At 57.1% G+C, this 19,501-nt stretch carries 13 protein-coding genes, 1 tRNA gene and 1 pseudogene; 10 read left to right on the top strand and 5 right to left on the bottom strand.

Going from position 1 to position 19,501, the window contains the following annotated elements:
• Positions 1 to 257: 257 nt before the first annotated feature.
• From ptrA to recD, 3 genes are read left to right on the top strand one after another with little or no spacing between them, the layout of a single operon-like run.
• Positions 258 to 3,140 (top strand): pitrilysin, encoded by a 2,883-nt coding sequence (gene ptrA, locus URZ40_RS21050; RefSeq protein WP_320721101.1) that lies wholly within the window; start codon positions 258 to 260, stop codon positions 3,138 to 3,140.
• A complete protein-coding gene (gene recB, locus URZ40_RS21045; RefSeq protein WP_320721100.1) occupies positions 3,137 to 6,679 on the top strand; it encodes an exodeoxyribonuclease V subunit beta in 3,543 nt (1,180 codons plus the stop codon). The genes ptrA and recB overlap by 4 nt, the downstream gene beginning before the upstream one ends.
• The gene (gene recD / locus URZ40_RS21040; RefSeq protein WP_320721099.1) at positions 6,676 to 8,496 is read left to right on the top strand and encodes an exodeoxyribonuclease V subunit alpha; all 1,821 of its coding nucleotides are present in this window, start codon (positions 6,676 to 6,678) and stop codon (positions 8,494 to 8,496) included. Before recB ends, recD begins: the two co-directional genes overlap by 4 nt.
• 34 nt (positions 8,497 to 8,530) lie before the next feature.
• Here the strand turns inward: recD and argA are convergent, their stop codons facing one another.
• Complete coding sequence (gene argA, locus URZ40_RS21035; RefSeq protein WP_316380111.1) at positions 8,531 to 9,862, bottom strand: amino-acid N-acetyltransferase; 1,332 nt, start codon at positions 9,860 to 9,862, stop codon at positions 8,531 to 8,533.
• Between the two features lie 226 nt (positions 9,863 to 10,088).
• On the opposite strand from argA, the gene amiC reads away from it, so the two are divergent.
• Complete coding sequence (gene amiC, locus URZ40_RS21030; protein ID WP_014885071.1) at positions 10,089 to 11,342, top strand: N-acetylmuramoyl-L-alanine amidase AmiC; 1,254 nt, start codon at positions 10,089 to 10,091, stop codon at positions 11,340 to 11,342.
• 88 nt (positions 11,343 to 11,430) lie between these two features.
• On the opposite strand, the gene URZ40_RS21025 is transcribed toward amiC, so the two are convergent.
• Positions 11,431 to 11,507 (bottom strand) — tRNA-Met (locus URZ40_RS21025).
• 209 nt (positions 11,508 to 11,716) lie between these two features.
• On the opposite strand from URZ40_RS21025, the gene mltA reads away from it, so the two are divergent.
• Both mltA and tcdA read left to right on the top strand, forming a co-directional pair.
• Positions 11,717 to 12,814 carry a murein transglycosylase A gene (gene mltA, locus URZ40_RS21020; protein WP_316380112.1) on the top strand — a complete coding sequence of 366 codons (1,098 nt, stop codon included), beginning with the start codon at positions 11,717 to 11,719 and terminating at the stop codon, positions 12,812 to 12,814.
• A gap of 75 nt (positions 12,815 to 12,889) precedes the next feature.
• Positions 12,890 to 13,696 (top strand): tRNA cyclic N6-threonylcarbamoyladenosine(37) synthase TcdA, encoded by an 807-nt coding sequence (gene tcdA, locus URZ40_RS21015; RefSeq protein WP_316380113.1) that lies wholly within the window; start codon positions 12,890 to 12,892, stop codon positions 13,694 to 13,696.
• On the opposite strand, the gene csdE is transcribed toward tcdA, so the two are convergent.
• On the bottom strand, positions 13,687 to 14,133 hold the full coding sequence (gene csdE, locus URZ40_RS21010) for a cysteine desulfurase sulfur acceptor subunit CsdE (RefSeq protein ID WP_047364461.1): 447 nt from the start codon (positions 14,131 to 14,133) through the stop codon (positions 13,687 to 13,689). The genes tcdA and csdE overlap by 10 nt on opposite strands.
• A complete protein-coding gene (gene csdA, locus URZ40_RS21005; RefSeq protein ID WP_316380114.1) occupies positions 14,133 to 15,338 on the bottom strand; it encodes a cysteine desulfurase CsdA in 1,206 nt (401 codons plus the stop codon). The genes csdE and csdA overlap by 1 nt, the downstream gene beginning before the upstream one ends.
• Before the next feature lie 192 nt (positions 15,339 to 15,530).
• Here csdA and URZ40_RS21000 point away from each other — a divergent pair, with 192 nt between their 5' ends.
• From URZ40_RS21000 to rlmM, 4 genes are all read left to right on the top strand, one after another.
• Positions 15,531 to 15,758 (top strand): YgdI/YgdR family lipoprotein, encoded by a 228-nt coding sequence (locus URZ40_RS21000; protein ID WP_008499648.1) that lies wholly within the window; start codon positions 15,531 to 15,533, stop codon positions 15,756 to 15,758.
• 352 nt (positions 15,759 to 16,110) lie between these two features.
• Complete coding sequence (gene gcvA / locus URZ40_RS20995; protein WP_014885066.1) at positions 16,111 to 17,028, top strand: glycine cleavage system transcriptional regulator GcvA; 918 nt, start codon at positions 16,111 to 16,113, stop codon at positions 17,026 to 17,028.
• Positions 17,029 to 17,067: 39 nt separating this feature from the next.
• The gene (locus tag URZ40_RS20990; RefSeq protein WP_028014272.1) at positions 17,068 to 17,463 is read left to right on the top strand and encodes a DUF423 domain-containing protein; all 396 of its coding nucleotides are present in this window, start codon (positions 17,068 to 17,070) and stop codon (positions 17,461 to 17,463) included.
• Positions 17,456 to 18,556 carry a 23S rRNA (cytidine(2498)-2'-O)-methyltransferase RlmM gene (rlmM, locus tag URZ40_RS20985; RefSeq protein WP_028014271.1) on the top strand — a complete coding sequence of 367 codons (1,101 nt, stop codon included), beginning with the start codon at positions 17,456 to 17,458 and terminating at the stop codon, positions 18,554 to 18,556. Before URZ40_RS20990 ends, rlmM begins: the two co-directional genes overlap by 8 nt.
• Positions 18,557 to 18,695: 139 nt before the next feature.
• Here the strand turns inward: rlmM and URZ40_RS20980 are convergent.
• Positions 18,696 to 19,293, bottom strand: a pseudogene (locus tag URZ40_RS20980) (helix-turn-helix domain-containing protein).
• Positions 19,294 to 19,501: the final 208 nt, after the last annotated feature.

Genomic DNA, 19,501 nt, shown 5'->3' with positions numbered 1-19,501 from the left:
TATAAAAATTGCGCAGCATGGGGTGTTCATTTATGATGCACTTCTTATCACGGACTGATGTACCCAAATAAAGAGATGTTGGCGTGTCCAGCACGCAGTTTGTTAATGATGTTTGCCCTAAGTAATTCGAGTTGCAGGAAGGCGGCAAGGGCGTGAATCCCAGGGAGCTTACATGGGTAAGTGACTGGGGTGAACGCATGCAGCCGACGCACATGCAACTTGAAGTATGACGGGATAGCCGTGATAAAGAGGTCGTAATGCCAGGCAGCACCTTGTTCAAAGCATTTGTTTTGTTTGTCGCCCTTTGGGCGCCCGTCACTCAGGCAGACTCCGGTTGGCAACCCGTCCAGGAAACTATCCGTAAGAGCGAAAAAGATACCCGCCAGTATCAGGCTATTCGCCTTGATAACGGTATGACCGTGCTGCTGGTTTCCGATCCGCAGGCGGTGAAATCCCTCTCGGCGTTAGTGGTGCCGGTTGGATCGCTGGAAGATCCTGAGGCGCATCCGGGGCTGGCGCATTACCTCGAACACATGACGCTGATGGGCTCTAAAAAATATCCGCAGCCGGATAGCCTGTCCGAGTTTTTGAAAATGCACGGCGGCAGCCACAACGCCAGTACGGCACCGTACCGCACGGCCTTTTATCTCGAAGTCGAAAATGACGCGCTGGCAGGGGCGGTTGATCGTCTTGCCGATGCCATCGCCGCGCCGCTGCTGGATAAAAAATACGCCGACCGCGAGCGCAATGCTGTCAATGCGGAGCTGACCATGGCCCGTACCCGGGACGGTATGCGCATGGCGCAGGTCAGCGCCGAAACGATCAACCCGGCGCATCCTGGGTCACGTTTCTCGGGCGGTAACCTGGAGACGCTGAGCGATAAACCGGGAAGCCCGGTCATTGACGCCCTCCATGCGTTTCGCGACAAATACTACTCTGCCAACCTGATGAAGGCGGTTATTTACAGCAACAAACCGTTGCCGGAGCTTGCTGGCCTGGCGGCACAAACGTTTGGCCGGGTGCCGAATAAAAATATCGCCCTGCCGAAGATAGACGTACCGGTTGTCACGGACGCGCAAAAAGGGATCATCATCCACTACGTCCCTGCCATGCCCCGCAAAGTGCTGCGCGTTGAGTTCCGCATTGATAACAACACCGCCCAGTTCCGCAGCAAAACCGACGAGCTGGTGACCTACCTGATTGGTAACCGCAGCCCGGGAACCTTATCTGACTGGCTGCAAAAACAGGGACTGGTGGAAGGGATCCGCGCCGATTCCGATCCCGTGGTAAACGGCAACAGCGGCGTGCTGGCGATCTCCGCCACCCTGACCGACAAAGGGCAGGCCAACCGTGATGAAGTGGTTGCGGCTATCTTTAGCTACCTCTCTTTACTGCGCGAGAAAGGCGTCGATAAACGCTACTTTGATGAACTGGCGCACGTGTTGGATCTCGATTTCCGTTACCCGTCCATTACCCGCGATATGGATTACGTGGAGTGGCTGGCAGATACCATGATCCGTGTACCGGTGGCGCACACGCTTGACGCGGTCAATATTGCCGATCGTTATGATGCCGAGGCGGTTAAAGCGCGCCTGGCGATGATGACGCCGCAGAATGCCCGCATCTGGTACATCAGCCCGAACGAACCGCATAACAAGACGGCGTACTTTGTTGATGCTCCTTATCAGGTAGACAAAATCAGCGACCAGACCTTCGCCGACTGGCAGAAGAAGGCCGGTGAGATTGCGTTGAAGCTGCCGGAGCTGAACCCCTATATCCCGGATGATTTCTCGCTGATCAAAACGACTAAGGATTATCCGCACCCGGAGCTTATTATTGATGAGCCGACGCTGCGCGTGGTGTATACCCCAAGCCGTTATTTCTCGAGCGAGCCAAAGGCCGATGTCAGCGTGGTCCTGCGTAACCCTAAAGCTATGAACAGCGCCAAAAATCAGGTGATGTTCGCGCTCAATGACTATCTGGCCGGTATCGCGCTCGATCAGCTCAGCAACCAGGCGGCCGTGGGCGGGATCAGCTTCTCTACCAACGCCAACAACGGTTTGATGCTTAATGCAAATGGCTATACCCAGCGTTTGCCTCAGCTTTTCAAGGCGCTGCTGGAGGGCTACTTTAGCTACACGCCAACGGAAGAGCAGCTTGAGCAGGCTAAATCCTGGTATGCGCAGATGATGGATTCAGCAGAGAAGGGCAAAGCTTACGATCAGGCGCTTATGCCTGCGCAAATGCTGTCGCAAATACCTTATTTCCAGCGTGAAGAACGCCGTGCATTGCTGCCATCAATCTCATTAAAAGAGGTGCTGGCTTACCGTGACGCGCTGAAAACTAACACGCGCCCGGAATTTCTTATCGTCGGCAATATGAGCGAAGATCGGGCCAAAACGCTGGCAGAGAATGTTCGCACGCAGCTCGGTTCGAAAGGCGACGAGTGGTGCCGCAACCAGGACGTGCTGGTTGAGAAAAAACAGAATGTGATTTTTGAAAAAGCGGGGAGTAGCACCGATTCCGCGCTGGCCGCGGTGTTTGTGCCAACGGGCTATGATGAATTCTCCAGCTCTGCGCAAAGCGCCGTTCTGGGACAGATCGTTCAACCGTGGTTCTATAACCAGCTGCGCACAGAAGAGCAGCTTGGCTACGCGGTGTTTGCCTTCTCGATGAACGTAGGCCGTCAGTGGGGGCTGGGCTTCCTGCTGCAAAGCAGCGACAAACAACCGGCCTATCTCTGGCAGCGCTATCAGGCGTTCTTCCCGCAGGTGGAAGCAAAACTGCGCGCCATGAAGCCGGAAGAGTTTGCCCAGATCCAGCAGGCCGTCATCGCGCAGGTGATGCAGCCGCCGCAGACGCTGGGCGAAGAGGCCTCGCAGCTGAGCAAAGATTTCGATCGCGGTAATCTGAAATTTGATTCGCGTGATAAAGTAGTGGCCGAGATAAAACAGCTGACGCCGCAGAAGGTTGCCGACTTCTTCCATCAGGCGGTCATTAAGCCGCAGGGGATCACCATTCTGTCCCAGGTTTCCGGTAGCCAGAACGGGAAAACGGAGTACGTGAACCCGAAAGGCTGGGTAGTCTGGAAGAGCGTCAGCGCGCTGCAGCAATCTATGCCCTGGAGTAAGAAAGAATGACCGACACCGCTGAGTCCCTTGATCCCTTACGTTTACCTCTGCAGGGTGAACGATTGATTGAAGCCTCAGCGGGAACCGGAAAAACGTTCACCATCGCCGCGCTCTATCTGCGCCTGCTGTTAGGGCTTGGCGGCAACGCCGCTTTTCCACGGCCTTTGAGCGTGGAAGAGCTGCTGGTGGTCACCTTCACCGAGGCCGCCACCGCTGAGCTGCGCGGTCGTATTCGGACCAACATCCACGAACTGCGCATCGCCTGTCTGCGCCAAAGCACGGATAACCCTCTCTACGCGAGCCTTCTGGAAGAGATAGCCGATAAGCAACAGGCAGCCCAGTGGCTGCTCCTCGCAGAACGGCAGATGGACGAAGCGTCCGTCTTCACCATTCACGGTTTTTGCCAGCGCATGCTGAGCCTGAACGCGTTTGAATCCGGCATGCTGTTTGAACAACAACTCATCGAAGATGAATCCGTGCTTCGCTATCAGGCCTGCGCGGATTTCTGGCGTCGCCACTGCTATCCGTTACAGCGAGATATTGCCGAAGCGGTACATGCGTTGTGGAAGGGGCCTGAAGCGCTGCTGCGCGCCATCGATCGTTATCTTCAGGGGGAAGCGCCGGTCATCAAATCTCCACCGCCAGCGGATGAAACCCTGGCTTCCTGCCATGAAAAAATCATCGCGAAAATTGCCGACATCAAGCAAAAATGGATTGAGTCAGTCGGCGAGATTGACGCGATCATCGAGAATTCCGGGATCGACCGACGTAAGTTCAATCGCGGCAATCAGGGCAAATGGATCGAGAAGATCAGCGCGTGGGCGCAGGAAGAGACGCGCGGTTACCAGCTCCCGGATGCGCTGGAGAAATTCTCCCGGCGTTTCCTGGTTGAGCGGACCAAAGCCGACGGCATCGTGCCTGAACATCCCCTGTTTGTGGCGATTGAAAACCTGCTGGCGGAACCCCTGACGCTCAACGATCTGATGATCGTCCGTGCCATGACTGAGATTCGCGACGCCGTCGCGCGCGAAAAGCGCCGCCGGGGCGAGCTGGGGTTCGACGATATGCTGAGTCGACTTGATGCGGCGCTGTGCAGTGAAAATGGCGAAGCGCTTGCCGCCGCGATTCGCACCCGCTTTCCGGTGGCGATGATCGACGAATTTCAGGATACCGACCCTCAGCAGTACCGCATTTTCCGCCGTATCTGGCGTCAGCAGCCCGGCACCGCGTTGTTGTTAATCGGCGATCCGAAACAGGCCATTTACGCCTTTCGCGGTGCGGATATTTTTACCTATATGAAAGCCCGCAGCGAGGTTGACGCGCACTACACGCTCGACACCAACTGGCGCTCTTCGCCCGGCATGGTGGAAAGCGTCAATGCGCTGTTCAGCCGCATGGATACGGCGTTTATGTTCCGGGAGATCCCTTTCCAGCCGGTCAAATTCGCCCCGAAAAATACCACCCTGCGCTTCGAGTTTAACGGCGAAACTCAGCCCGCCATGAACTTCTGGCTGCTGGATGGGGAAGGCTGGGGCGTCGCGGACTATCAAAATGCTATGGCCCAGCACTGTGCCGCGCAAATCCGTGACTGGCTCAGCGCAGGCGCGCGCGGTGATGCGTTGCTGTGGAAGGAGGATAAACCAGCCCCGGTAAAGGCATCCGATATCACGGTGCTGGTGCGCAGCCGTCAGGAGGCCGCGCTCATCCGCGACGCCCTGACGCTACTGAATATTCCCTCCGTCTACCTCTCCAACCGCGACAGCGTCTTTGAAACGCTGGAAGCCCTGGAGATGCTGTGGCTGCTTCAGGCCGTCCTGGCCCCGGAGCGGGAAAGCACGCTGCGCAGCGCCTTAGCGAGCGCGATGCTCGGGCTGAACGCGCGTGACATTGATGCGCTCAACAATGACGAAGCCGCGTGGGATTCTGTGGTAGACGAGTTTGTTCGCTACCGTGAAAAATGGCAGAAACGTGGCGTGATGGCGATGGTGCGTGAGCTTATGGCACAGCGTCACATTGCGGAGAATATGCTGGCGACAGCGGGCGGCGAGCGCCGTCTAACCGATATTTTGCATATCAGCGAGCTGCTCCAGGAAGCGGGTACGCAGCTGGAGAGCGAGCATGCCCTGGTGCGCTGGCTTGCCCAGCAGATTGCCGACCCGAACAGCAACTCCTCAAGCCAGCAGATGCGCCTCGAGAGCGATAAACATCTGGTGCAGATCGTCACCATTCACAAGTCGAAAGGGCTGGAGTATCCGCTGGTCTGGCTGCCGTTTATCGCCAATTATCGCGTGCAGGACCAGGCCTTTTACCACGATCGCGAGTCGTTCGAAGCGGTACTCGATCTCAGCAACGCGGAGTCCAGCCTTGAGCTGGCCGAAGCCGAGCGTCTCGCGGAAGACCTGCGCCTGCTCTATGTGGCGCTGACCCGTTCGGTCTGGCACTGTTCCCTGGGCGTCGCGCCACTGTTCCGTCGCCGTGGCGAAAAGAGCGGCGAGAGTGATTTTCATCTGAGCGCGCTAGGGCGGCTTATACAGCGCGGCGAACCCAAAGATGCTGCCGGTCTGCGCCAGTGCATCGAATCACTTTGCTCAGAGCATGTTGCCCTGCATATTCCATCCCAGCCCGACAGCAGTCGCTGGCAGACGCTGGAGCAGGGAGAGTCAGCGCTGCATGCCCGCGAGGTGACGCGCACCATTGCTGACGACTGGCGCGTCACCAGTTACTCCGGTTTACAGCAGCACGGGCAGAGTATCGCGCAGGATCTGATGCCAAAACTGGACGTGGATGCCGCTGGGGCCGGTAGCGTGCCCGTCGAGCCGGTGCTCACGCCGCACCAGTTCCCGCGCGGCGCCTCACCGGGCACGTTTTTGCACAGCCTCTTTGAAGAGCTGGATTTTACCCAGCCGGTCTCTGAAGAGTGGGTGCTGAAGATGCTGCAGAGCGGCGGCTACGACGCGCAGTGGCTGCCGGTTCTCACTGAATGGATCCGCGCTATTCTGCACGCGCCGCTCACGGCGCAGGGGATCTCGCTGAGCCAGCTGACCGCCAAAGATAAGCAGGTGGAGATGGAGTTTTATCTCCCCATCGCCAGCCCGCTCAGGGCCGAGGCGCTTGATGCGTTGATCCGCGAGCACGATCCGTTATCCGCCGGGTGCGCGCCTCTCAACTTCCGCCAGGTGCAGGGAATGCTGAAAGGCTTTATCGACCTGGTTTTCCGCCACGAAGGGCGCTACTACCTGCTGGATTACAAATCGAACTGGCTGGGTGAAAACAGCGAAGCCTATACCCAGCAGGCGATGGCCTCAGCGATGCAAATGCATCGCTACGATCTGCAGTACCAGCTCTACACCCTCGCGCTGCACCGCTACCTGCGCCATCGCATGGCCGATTATCGTTACGAAGACCATTTCGGCGGTGTCATTTACCTGTTCCTGCGCGGCGTGGATGCGAACGACCCGCGTTCGGGTATCTTCAGCACCCGTCCGGCTGCGGAGTTGATTGAAAAGATGGATAACCTGTTTGCTGCAAGCACGGAGGAGGTGGCATGACGATGCAGGCGCTACTGCTGGAAGCAGTTGAACAACGAACACTTCGCCACCTGGACGTGCAGTTTGCCATGATGGTGGCGGGCGAGGAGCCTGCCGTTATGCTCGCCGCCGCGATCCTGAGTAAAGACGCGGGGGAGGGACATGTGTGTCTTCCACTGTCGCGTCTGGTGGTGGATGAAAAAATGCCCCCGGCGTTACAGGCGTGTTTCGCGCTGCTGGGTAAGGCGGTGGACTGGCAGGCGATATTACTCGGCTCGCCTGCCGTGAGTGGAGCCGATACCGGGACGCCAATGATCCTTGTCGGCGAGCGTTTGTATCTGAACCGGCTGTGGCGTAACGAACTGACGGTAGCGCGCTTTTTCAGCGAGACCAACGCCCCGCTTCCCTGTGATGAAGCGCAGCTCCGGCACACGCTGGATACGCTGTTTACCTCTGACGACGAGACAGACTGGCAGAAAGTGGCGGCAGCGGTGGCGTTAACGCGGCGGATCTCAGTGATTTCGGGCGGCCCGGGCACCGGGAAGACGACCACCGTGGCAAAGCTGCTTGCCGCGCTGATTCAGTTATCGGGTGAGAAAAAATGTCGTATTCGCCTGGCGGCACCCACCGGTAAAGCGGCTGCGCGTCTGACGGAGTCGTTAGGCGGGGCGCTGCAAAAACTGCCGCTTACCGGAGATCAGCTTGCGCTTTTCCCTAACGAAGCCAGCACGCTGCACCGCTTGCTTGGCGCGCAGCCGGGTAGCCAGCGTCTGCGCTACCATGCCGGTAACCCACTGCACCTGGACGTGCTGGTGGTGGATGAAGCATCGATGATTGACCTGACGATGATGTCGCGGTTGATTGACGCTTTGCCGCCGCACGCGCGCGTCATTTTCCTCGGAGACCGCGATCAGCTTGCCTCCGTGGAGGCCGGGGCTGTGCTGGGCGATATCTGCACCTATGCCAGCCTCGGGTATACCGCAGAACGCGCTGAGGAGCTGGCGCGCCTGACCGGATGCTCGCTCGCGGCTGAAAACCATGTACTTGCGGGAGCGCTGCGCGACAGCCTGTGCCTGCTGCAAAAAAGCTACCGTTTTGGCAGCGACTCCGGCATTGGCCAGCTTGCAGCGGCGGTGAACCGGGGCGACCGGCACACGACCTGTGCGGTATTTGACGGCACCTTCACCGATATTGAGAAAAAATCGCTGCAAACCGGGGAAGAATATCAGGCGATGCTGGATGACGCTCTTCTGGGGTACCAACGTTTTCTGACGGGCGTACAGCAGCAAAGCGCGCCGGAGCAGGTTATTGCTGCGTTTGGCGAATACCAGCTGCTCTGCGCGCTCAGAGAAGGGCCCTTTGGCGTCAGCGGCCTGAACGACAGGCTGGAACAGTTGCTGGCGCAAAAGCGTAAAATCAGCCGTACCCCGCACTCGCGCTGGTATGAAGGCCGGCCGGTGATGATCTCCCGCAACGACAGCGCGCTGGGGTTGTTTAACGGGGATATCGGGATTGCGCTCGATCGCGGACAGGGGCTCCGCGTCTGGTTCCAGATGCCGGACGGTAGCGTGAAGTCCTTCCAGCCGAGCCGCTTGCCCGAGCATGAGACCGCCTGGGCGATGACGGTGCATAAATCCCAGGGCTCCGAGTTTAACCATGCGGCGCTGATCCTGCCCACACAGCTTTCCCCCGTCGTTACCCGCGAGCTGATCTACACCGCCATTACGCGCGCGCGTCAGCGTCTGTCGCTGTATACCGATGAACGGGTGCTGGTGCAGGCGATCGCCACCCGAACGGAACGCCGAAGCGGGCTGAGCGCGATATTTGAGTCCCTCTGAACGAAAGCCCTCGCCGGACGGTGAGGGCGTCGTATCATCCCAGGTCAGCCATCAGCACTTTTGAACGGCGCTGATAGTTGTACATCTCTTTCTTCGTTTCCGGCAGGGAATCAATATCCACCGGCGTGAACCCGCGCTCCTGGAACCAGTGAATGCTGCGCGTCGTCAGGACGAACAGCTTGCTCAGCCCCATCTGACGCGCCTGTGCCGCCACGCGCTCAAGCAGCATTTCACCGCGTGAAGAGCTGCGGTAATCCGGGTGCACCGCCACGCAGGCCATTTCTCCGATCTTCTCTTCCGGGAACGGGTAGAGCGCGGCGCAGGCGATGGTCAGGTTATCGCGCTGGATAATAGTGAATTTGTCGATCTCCATCTCCAGCTGCTCGCGGGAGCGACGAACCAGGATACCCTGCTGTTCCAGCGGGCGGATCAGCTCCAGAATGCCGCCGATATCGTTGATGGTGGCGCGGCGAATTTGCTCCGCACTCTCCATCACAATCTGGGTGCCAATACCGTCGCGGGAGAACAGCTCCTGCAGCAGGGCGCCGTCTTCCTGATAGCTGATCAGGTGGCTACGGCGCACGCCGCTGCGGCAGGCCTTCACGGCGCCACGCAGGAAGCGGACGGTGCCGGAGTAGTAATCCCCTTCGGCTTCCAGCGCTTCCACGCGGGCCTGGGCTTCGTTAGGGAAGAGTTCCGGCACAATCACCCCTTCATCGTTTACGACGCCCTGGGAAGAGCAAAACCCAATCATTTTTTCCGCCTTCAGCTTGATCGCCAGCTGGGTGGCAATCTCTTCAGACGTCAGGTTAAAGCTTTCGCCAGTTACGGAAACGGCCACCGGCCCCATCAGCACGATGGCACCGCTGTCCAGCTGACGGTGAATGGCCTCTTCATCAATACGACGAATGCGGCCGCTGTGGCAGTAATCCACGCCATCGTCCACGCCGAGCGGCTGAGCGATGATGAAGTTGCCGCTCACGACGTTAATATGCGCGCCCTGTAGCGGCGTGTTGTTCAGGCTCATCGACAGGCGAGCAGTGATATCAAGCTGCAGCAGTCCCGCCGCCTGTTTCACCAGCTCAAGGGTTTTAGCATCCGTGACGCGGGTGTGTTTGTGGTAAATCGGCTCGTGGTGGTGAGCAGCCAGGTTGGCATCGATCTGCGGGCGAGCGCCATAGACCACCACCAGGCGGATCCCGAGGCTGTGCAGCAGGCCGATGTCATTGACGATGCTGGAAAAATTTTCATGCTCAATGGCTTCGCCGCCAAGCATGATGACAAACGTTTTTCCCCGATGGGCGTTGATATAGGGAACAGAATGGCGGAATCCCTGGACCAGTTCGGTTCTACGTTCCTTCACCATGGCACAACCCTTAATGAATGTTTATTCGTAATTTCTGTATTTTTATTCGATTGTGGTCGCGGGTGCAAGTGCAAATTTTCTGCGACCTACAGAAATTAATAAGTAATCCGTGCGTTAGCGTATGATTGTTTACCCTTTTATAGATGACAGTTTATGCGTCATTCGTTAAAGTTTTCGGTCAATCTGCACTTTTGTATATCAGTTTGTTTTCTTGCTCGGGAGAAGCATGTCGGGATCCAATTCAGCAATAAGCCGCCGCCGTTTGTTAAAAGGGGCCGGGGCAATGTGGTTGCTTAGCGTCAGCCAGGTCGGTCTTGCCGCCACGAGTCAGGTGGTTGCGGTGCGCGTCTGGCCGTCGTCGACCTATACTCGTGTGACGGTTGAATCCAATCGCGTGCTGAAATATAAGCAATTTGCCCTCAGCAACCCGGAACGTGTGGTGGTGGATCTCGAAGGCGTTAACCTCAACTCCGTGCTGAAAGGCATGGCGGCGCAGATCCGCGGTGACGATCCGTTTATTAAATCGGCGCGCGTCGGGCAGTTTGATCCGCAAACCGTGCGCATGGTGTTTGAACTGAAGCAGAACGTTAAGCCGCAGCTGTTTGCCCTGGCGCCCGTTGCGACGTTTAAAGAGCGCCTGGTGATGGATCTCTACCCGGCGAATGCGACGGATATTCAGGATCCGCTTCTCGCCCTGCTGGAGGACTACAACAAAGGCGATCTTCAGCGTCAGGTGCCCCCTGCCCAAAGCGGCCCGCAGCCGGGGAAAGCAGGGCGCGATCGTCCGATTGTAATCATGCTCGATCCCGGCCACGGCGGCGAAGACTCCGGTGCGGTGGGGAAATACCATACGCGTGAAAAAGACGTGGTGCTGCAAATTGCCCGTCGGCTGAAGGCGTTAATTGATAAAGAGGGCAATATGCGCGCCTACATGACGCGCAATGAGGATGTCTTTATTCCGCTGAAGGTTAGGGTGGCGAAAGCGCAGAAGCAGCGGGCCGATTTGTTCGTCTCGATCCATGCGGACGCCTTTACCAGCCGCCAGCCGAGCGGCTCGTCGGTGTTTGCGCTCTCAACCAAAGGCGCGACCAGTACCGCAGCAAGATATCTTGCGGATACCCAGAACGCCTCGGACCTGATCGGTGGCGTGAGCAAAAGCGGCGACCGCTACGTCGACCACACCATGTTCGACATGGTGCAGTCCCTGACCATTAACGACAGCCTGAAGTTTGGTAAAGCGGTGCTGGGCAAGCTGGGGAACATCAATAAGCTGCACAAAAACAGCGTTGAGCAGGCCGGGTTCGCGGTGCTGAAGGCACCGGATATCCCGTCCATTCTGGTGGAAACCGCGTTTATCAGTAACGTTGAAGAAGAGCGTAAGCTCAAGACGGCAAAGTTCCAGCAGGAGGTGGCGGAGTCGATTCTGGCGGGGATACGGGCGTATTTCTCAGACGGGGCGACGCTGGCGCGGCGCGGGTAGGTTTTTAGCCGGGTGAAATGCCCGGCAAATTCACAAACGGCAGATACAAAAAAACACCCTTAAGGGTGTTTATTGTTTTTAGAAGTGTTGGTTGCGGGGGCCGGATTTGAACCGACGACCTTCGGGTTATGAGCCCGACGAGCTACCAGGCTGCTCCACCCCGCGTCCGTGGAAGCGCACTATACTCGGATAGGTTTGTGATGCAACCCCTTTTTCACATAAATCATTAACTTTGTATGTAAATTGAACGGCATTGCGTCATTTGGACTATTTTTTGCTCAGAATTTGCCAAAGGGCATGCGATCGCATTTCATTCGCTTTGTCGGTTTGTTATCTTCATCACGCGGAAATGGGCAACTTAAAGACGAGATATAATGAAAGGACGTTGGGCGAAGTATCTAATGGCGGGCGCAATGGTGGTGATTCTTGCGGCCTGTTCTTCCAAACCGACCGATCGCGGTCAGCAGTATAAAGACGGGAAGTTATCCCAGCCTTTCTCTTTAGTTAATCAGCCTGATGCTGTTGGCGCGCCGATCAACGCCGGTGATTTCTCCGAGCAGGTCTACCAGATCCGCAACGCGTCGCCGCGTCTGTATAGCTCACAGAACAATGTTTATAGCGCGGTACAGGACTGGCTGAAGGCGGGCGGCGATACGCGCAACATGCGCCAGTTTGGTATTGATGCCTGGCAGATGGAAGGGGCGGATAACTACGGCAACGTCCAGTTCACCGGCTATTACACGCCCGTGATTCAGGCGCGACACACGCGCCAGGGCGAGTTCCAGTACCCTATCTACCGTATGCCGCCAAAACGCGGCCGTCTGCCGTCCCGCGCCGAAATCTACGCCGGTGCGCTGAGTGAAAACTACGTCCTGGCCTACAGCAACTCCCTGATGGATAACTTCATCATGGACGTGCAGGGCAGCGGCTACATTGATTTTGGCGACGGTTCGCCGCTCAACTTCTTCAGCTATGCCGGGAAAAACGGCCATGCCTACCGCAGCATCGGTAAGGTCCTCATCGACCGCGGCGAAGTGAAGAAAGAAGATATGTCGATGCAGGCGATCCGCGAGTGGGGCGAAAAGCACAGTGAAGCCGAGGTGCGTGAGCTTCTTGAGCAGAACCCGTCGTTCGTCTTCTTTAAACCGCAAAACTTTGCCCCGGTGAAAGGCGCCAGCGCGGTACCGCTGATTGGCCGTGCCTCGGTGGCATCGGATCGTTCTATCATTCCTGCGGGTACCACGCTGCTGGCGGAAGTCCCTCTGCTCGACAACAACGGCAAGTTCAACGGCAAGTATGAGCTGCGTCTGATGGTAGCCCTGGATGTGGGCGGAGCGATTAAGGGCCAGCACTTTGATATCTATCAGGGGATTGGCCCAGACGCAGGCCATCGCGCGGGCTGGTATAACCACTACGGGCGCGTATGGGTGCTGAAGGCGGCGCCGGGCACCGGAAACGTATTCAGCGGCTGATTGTGGTATTCTGAGCGCAATACGGATTATTGTTCAGGGTGAGGATAACCTCACCCTTTTTACATCTGAGGTTTTATGTCTGTGGTAATCAGCGATGCCTGGCGCCAGCGTTTTGGCGGCACGGCACGTCTCTATGGTGAAAAAGCCCTGCAGCTGTTTGCGGATGCGCACGTCTGCGTTGTGGGCATTGGCGGTGTCGGTTCCTGGGCGGTGGAAGCGCTGGCGAGAACCGGGATTGGCGCGATCACGCTGATTGATATGGATGACGTTTGTGTGACCAACACTAACCGCCAAATCCACGCCCTGCGCGATAACGTCGGCCTGGCGAAGTCCGAGGTGATGGCGGAGCGTATTCGTCTCATCAACCCGGAGTGTCGGGTGACGGTGATCGACGACTTCGTGACGGCAGATAACGTCGCGGAGTACATGAGCAAAGGCTACAGCTACGTGATTGACGCCATTGACAGCGTGCGGCCAAAAGCGGCGCTGATCGCTTACTGCCGTCGTTACAAGGTGCCGCTGGTCACGACGGGCGGCGCGGGTGGGCAAATCGATCCCACGCAGATTCAGGTGGCCGACCTGGCGAAAACTATTCAGGATCCGCTGGCAGCCAAGCTGCGTGAACGCCTGAAGAGCGACTTCAACGTGGTGAAGAATAGCAAGGGCAAGCTGGGCGTCGACTGCGTATTCTCCACCGAAGCGCTGGTCTACCCGCAGGCGGATGGTTCAGTCTGTGCGATGAAAAGCACGGCGGAAGGGCCAAAACGCATGGACTGCGCTTCAGGCTTTGGGGCGGCCACCATGGTAACCGCCTCCTTTGGCTTTGTGGCGGTCTCTCACGCACTGAAGAAGATGATGGCGAAGGCGGAACGTCAGGCCTGAGCCTGACGGGCTGCGTCCAGCACCGCGTCGCTGAGCGCGATTAGACCCTGACCGCGCGAGGCGCTCAGCTGCGCGCGCAGCCCCAGCTCGTCGAACAGCGCCAGCGGTGAATGCGTTAACAATTCCGCCGCGCTTTTCCCCTCTATGGCGGTTAACAAGACCGCCAGCAGCCCGCGTACGATGCGTCCTTCGCTGTCGCCAAAGAAATGCAGCTTCTCACCGGAGACGCTCACGCCCAGCCAGACGCGGTTTTCACAGCCTGCGATCTCTTTCGCCTGCGCTTTGAGATCGTCTGAAAGGGCAGGGAGCTGTTTACCCAGCAGGATCAGTTGTCGATATTTATCTTCCCACTGCTGGAGCGGGGCGAAGGTCTGTTTTAAGGTCTCTTCTGTGATGACCGTGCCAAACGGATGTCCGGCTAAAGCAGCGCTAGTCATTAATCCACCAGTATTTCAAGGGCGCGGTCAACGGCGGCAACCAGCGCGTCGACATCGCTTTGAGTGTTATATGGCGCAAACGAGGCGCGCAGCGTACCGTTAACGCCGAGCGCCGCCAGCAGCGGCTGGGCGCAGTGTTGTCCGGCGCGCAGGGCAATGCCATACCCGGCCAGCAGGGTCACCATGTCGCTATGATGCACGCCAGCAAAATCAAAGGCGAGCAGGCTGGAGTCCTGAACGCGGAACGAGCGGAAACCCGGGCGTTTTTTCAACTCTTCTTCGGCAAGAGTGGCAAGGCCCCGGCTCCAGCTTTCAGCCTGTACAATGTCTGTTTCAGCCAGCCACTCCAGCGCCGCGCTTAAGCCAATGACGCCCGCCACGTTCGGCGTACCGGCTTCCAGACGATAGGGGACATCCTGCGTTTTGAAGCCATCGAACGACACTTCGGTAATCATTTTGCCGCCACCGAGCCACGGCGTCATTTTTGCCAGCAGTTCCGGCTTACCGTACAGCGCGCCAATCCCGGTTGGCCCGTAGAGCTTATGTCCTGAGAAGGCATAGAAGTCGATATCCAGCGCCTGCACATCAGCAGGGAAATGGACCACGCCCTGAGCGCCGTCGACCATCACCACCACGCCGCTGGCATGGGCAATCTCAATGGCGCGAGCCAGATCCGGACAGCCACCGGTAACGTTGGACATCTGCCCCAGCGCCAGGATACGGCTGCGGGGGGTAATCAGCTCGGGGAGACGGGCCACCTCTGGCAGCAAGTCTGCACCTAACGGGAGCTTTACGACGCGCGCCCCCGTTTGCTCCGCTACCATCAGCCACGGCACCAGGTTAGCGTGGTGTTCCGCCTCGCTGACGATGATCTCATCGCCCGGCTGAAGCAGCGGGCGGGCATAACACTGGGCCACCATATTGATGGCTTCGGTCGTGCCGCGCGTCCAGACGATATTTTTCCCGCTTTCGGCATTGAGCAGGCGAGCGACCTGGTCCCGTGCGGCTTCGTAGCGCGCGGTCAGTCGCTGCGCTTCGGTAAACTGGCTGCGATGCACGTTCCCGGCGCTCAGGCTGTAGAACTGCTGCGTGGCCTCGATCACCGCCTGAGGCTTCAGGGCCGTGGCGGCGCTATCAAGGTAAATACCGGCATCGGCCAGCGCCGAAAACTGTGCGCGAAACTGCGCAGGACTGAAAGCGTTCATGGAATTCCTCGTGTCGATAGAGAGATCGTCGCGCAATTTCAGCGGCAGAGCAAGGAGGTTGATATCTATCAGAATTGTCTGCTTATCCTTACGACCTCAAAAAAGCAGGTTATGCTAAATAGTGTTAGGCGGATGTTTTAGCCTGTTATAAATCGAGGTTTGAATAGCATTAATTGCTAAAGGAGAATAATCATGAATAAGACAGCTGCAATCATTTCTGCCTGTGCGTTTACTTTTGCCCTGAGCGCCTGTTCCGGTAACAATTACGTGATGCACACCAACGATGGTCGTTCTATCGTTTCGGAAGGGAAACCGACTACTGATAACGATACCGGGATGATTTCGTATAAAGATGCTAACGGGAACAAGCAGCAGATCAACCGCACGGACGTGAAAGAGATGAAAGAGATCGAGCACTAACCACCGATCGCAGGCGAAAAAAAAGCACCGCAAATTGGCGGTGCTACATTAATCACTATGGACAGACAGGGTAAATGTACAGGAAGTGAAAAATTGGTAGCGTTGCTACCGTGGTCTGAATCGCAGACCAATTGCAAACACAACAACACAACATCACAACCGTAAGCCAAAAGCCCTTCAGAACACGCATTCCGAAAAAAGCTCTTCGTTCCGGCTCAGGAAGTGCCGCCACTATAGGTATTTGCTGGTAGTTCCTCAACGGACAAATTATAATGGCTCAGATAAAAAAAACTAATAGGTTAAACATTGTTTCCTGTTTGTTAAATTCCGTTAACATCTAAGCCAGATAACCATGTCAAAGCGATTGCCACCCCTTAACGCATTACGGGTTTTTGATGCAGCAGCACGTCACCTGAGCTTCACCCGTGCGGCAGATGAGCTTTTTGTGACACAGGCCGCAGTAAGTCACCAAATCAAGTCTCTGGAGGATTTCCTGGGCCTTAAGCTGTTCCGCCGACGCAATCGTTCATTGCTGTTGACCGAAGAGGGGCAGAGCTATTTTCAGGATATAAAAGAGATTTTTTCCCAGCTAACGGAAGCCACGCGTAAGCTGCAGGCCCGCAGTGCAAAAGGTGCCCTGACTGTTAGTTTATTGCCCAGTTTTGCCATTCAGTGGCTGGTGCCAAGGCTCTCAAGCTTTAACTCAGCTTATCCGGGGATCGACGTTCGAATCCAGGCGGTGGATCGTCAGGAAGACAAGCTGGCCGATGATGTGGATGTCGCCATTTTTTATGGTCGCGGTAACTGGCCGGGCTTGCGTGTTGAGAAATTATACGCAGAATATCTGCTGCCGGTCTGTTCGCCTCTGCTTTTAACGGGCGATAAAGCGCTGAAAACACCCGCTGACCTTGCGCAGCATACGCTTTTACATGATGCCTCTCGCCGCGACTGGCAAACTTATACCCGTCAATTAGGTCTTAGTCATATAAACGTGCAGCAGGGCCCCATTTTTAGCCACAGTGCGATGGTGCTACAGGCTGCCATTCACGGACAGGGCGTGGCGTTGGCGAATAACGTCATGGCGCAGTCCGAAATTGAGGCAGGCCGTCTGGTTTGCCCTTTTAATGATGTACTGGTCAGCAAGAATGCGTTTTATCTGGTTTGTCATGACAGTCAGGCAGAACTGGGTAAAATAGCCGCCTTCCGGCAGTGGATACTGGCGAAAGCGGCAAGCGAGCAAGAAAAATTCCGCTTCAGGTATGAACAATAACGTTTGTGTGCCGGGCACGCATCAATTCAGGACTTAAACATGACCAGCCGATTCATGCTGATTTTTGCCGCGGTGAGTGGCTTTATTTTTGTTGCACTGGGCGCCTTTGGCGCGCACGTATTGAGCAAGTCTTTGGGCGCCGTCGAGATGGGCTGGATCCAGACCGGCCTTGAATACCAGGCGTTCCATACGCTGGCTATTTTTGGGCTGGCGGTGGCGATGCAGCGCCGGATCAGCATCTGGTTTTACTGGAGTAGCGTATTTATGGCGCTGGGTACCGTGCTGTTCAGCGGCAGCCTTTACTGTCTGGCACTCTCGCATTTGCGCCTCTGGGCGTTTGTTACACCTGTCGGCGGCGTCAGCTTCCTGGCGGGATGGGTATTAATGTTTATCGGAGCTATCCGTCTGAAACGCAAGGGCGTTGTTCATGAATAAGGTTGTTTTATATTGTCGCCCGGGGTTTGAGAAAGAGTGCGCCGCGGAAATTACCGATAAAGCGGCGAAGCGTGAAGTCTTCGGTTTTGCCCGCGTCAAAGAGAATGCGGGTTATGTGGTATTCGAATGTTATCAGCCTGAAGACGCCGACAAGCTGGCGCGCGAGCTGCCGTTCAGCTCGCTGATCTTCGCCCGCCAGATGTTCGTCGCGGGTGAGCTGCTGAAAGACCTTCCGCCAGAAGATCGCATCACGCCGATTGTGGGCATGCTGCAGGGCGTGGTGGAGAAGGGCGGCGACCTGCGCGTTGAGGTTGCCGATACCAACGAAAGCAAAGAGCTGATGAAGTTTTGCCGTAAGTTCACCGTGCCGCTGCGCGCTGCGCTGCGTGACGCGGGCATACTGACGAACTACGAAACGCCGAAGCGTCCGGTTGTGCATATCTTCTTTATCGCACCGGGCTGCTGCTATGCGGGCTATTCGTACACCAATAACAATTCGCCATTCTTTATGGGCATCCCGCGTCTGAAGTTCCCGGCAGATGCGCCGAGCCGTTCAACCCTGAAGCTGGAAGAGGCGTTTCACGTCTTTATCCCGGCAGATGAGTGGGACGAGCGTCTGGCAAACGGCATGTATGCCGTCGACCTTGGCGCGTGCCCGGGCGGCTGGACCTATCAGCTGGTGAAACGCAACATGTGGGTGTCGTCTGTGGATAACGGCCCGATGGCGCAAAGCCTGATGGATACCGGGCAGGTGACCTGGCTGCGTGAGGACGGTTTCCGCTATCGCCCAACCCGCAACAACATCTCCTGGATGGTGTGCGACATGGTGGAGAAGCCGGCGAAAGTTGCCGCGCTGATGGCCTCCTGGCTGGTGAACGGCTGGTGCCGTGAGACCATTTTCAACCTCAAGCTGCCGATGAAAAAGCGCTACGAGGAGGTATCCCAGAACCTGGCCTATATTCAGGCACAGCTGGATGAGCACGGTATTAACGTGGAGATCCAGGCGCGTCAGTTGTACCACGACCGTGAAGAGGTGACGGTGCACATTCGTCGCTGGTGGGCGGCTGTAGGCGGACGTCGCGACGAGCGATAATTCAATGTTTCCCCTCACCCTAACCCTCTCCCCGGAGGGGAGAGGGGATTGCTCGGTGCTGTCTTTTCACCCTCGCCCCTTTGGGGTGTACAGTCCGGGGACATGGTAGACAGGTGTTCGGGGACATGGTGAACACTTTTTAACATCCTTTACCCATGGTGATCGACTTTTTCTTCAGGTCGATCACCCCCACTTTCGTGCTGTACCACCATACTTCATAGCAGTCATCTTCCTCCGTCTCCTTCAGCCCGACCCGTTCTCCCCTGAACGCCTTGCCTGCGCTCAGACTTACCCCTTTCACGCTCAGCTTTCCGCTGACATCCACTTTCCTGACTATCACGCCCTCATCATATTCCGGGGGCGTTGTGTTGCCGCTGTACTGCCGCGCTGACGGCTGATACCGCGAGTCCGGTACCGCCATATCCAGCGCCGTCCAGGTGCCGGTGGTGTCGCCCCACGGTGAGCGGATGGCAGCGGCCACCGCCAAAGAGAAAGTGGCCCTTAAAATCCATCTGCCAGAGGCGGTTCGGGGAATGGTGCGGTATGCGCGGGCGGTCCTGAAGGCCGGCGGCACCTTCCTGAGCCCAGCGGCGAAGCCACTTGTAGCCGGTGGCAGGAGAAATGCCAAAGCGACGGCAGAGGGAACGGATGTTCGCCCCGTCCTGCGAGGCGAACAAAACAAACTCGGTACGTAATGACATGGTATCTCTCGCATCCCAGGGCATAAGCGACTCCATAAACGGGTTCTTATGCCTCAGTTGTAAGTGTCTACCATGTCCCCGAACAAGTGTTCACTATGTCCCCGGACTGTACACCCCGGAGGGGAGAGGGGATTGCTCGGTGCTGTCTTTTCACCCTCGCCCCTTTGGGGAGAGGGCCGGGGTGAGGGGGGGGTGGGCCCGGTATTCCGGATCAAACATTAAAACCGGAAATTTCCGGGCCCGG

It is taken from the genome of Enterobacter sp. 296B2, from assembly GCF_034106185.1.
GTDB lineage: Bacteria > Pseudomonadota > Gammaproteobacteria > Enterobacterales > Enterobacteriaceae > Enterobacter > Enterobacter cloacae_N.
The sequence above is the reverse complement of the archived record's forward strand: the minus strand, read 5'-3'. Positions and strand labels throughout refer to the sequence as shown.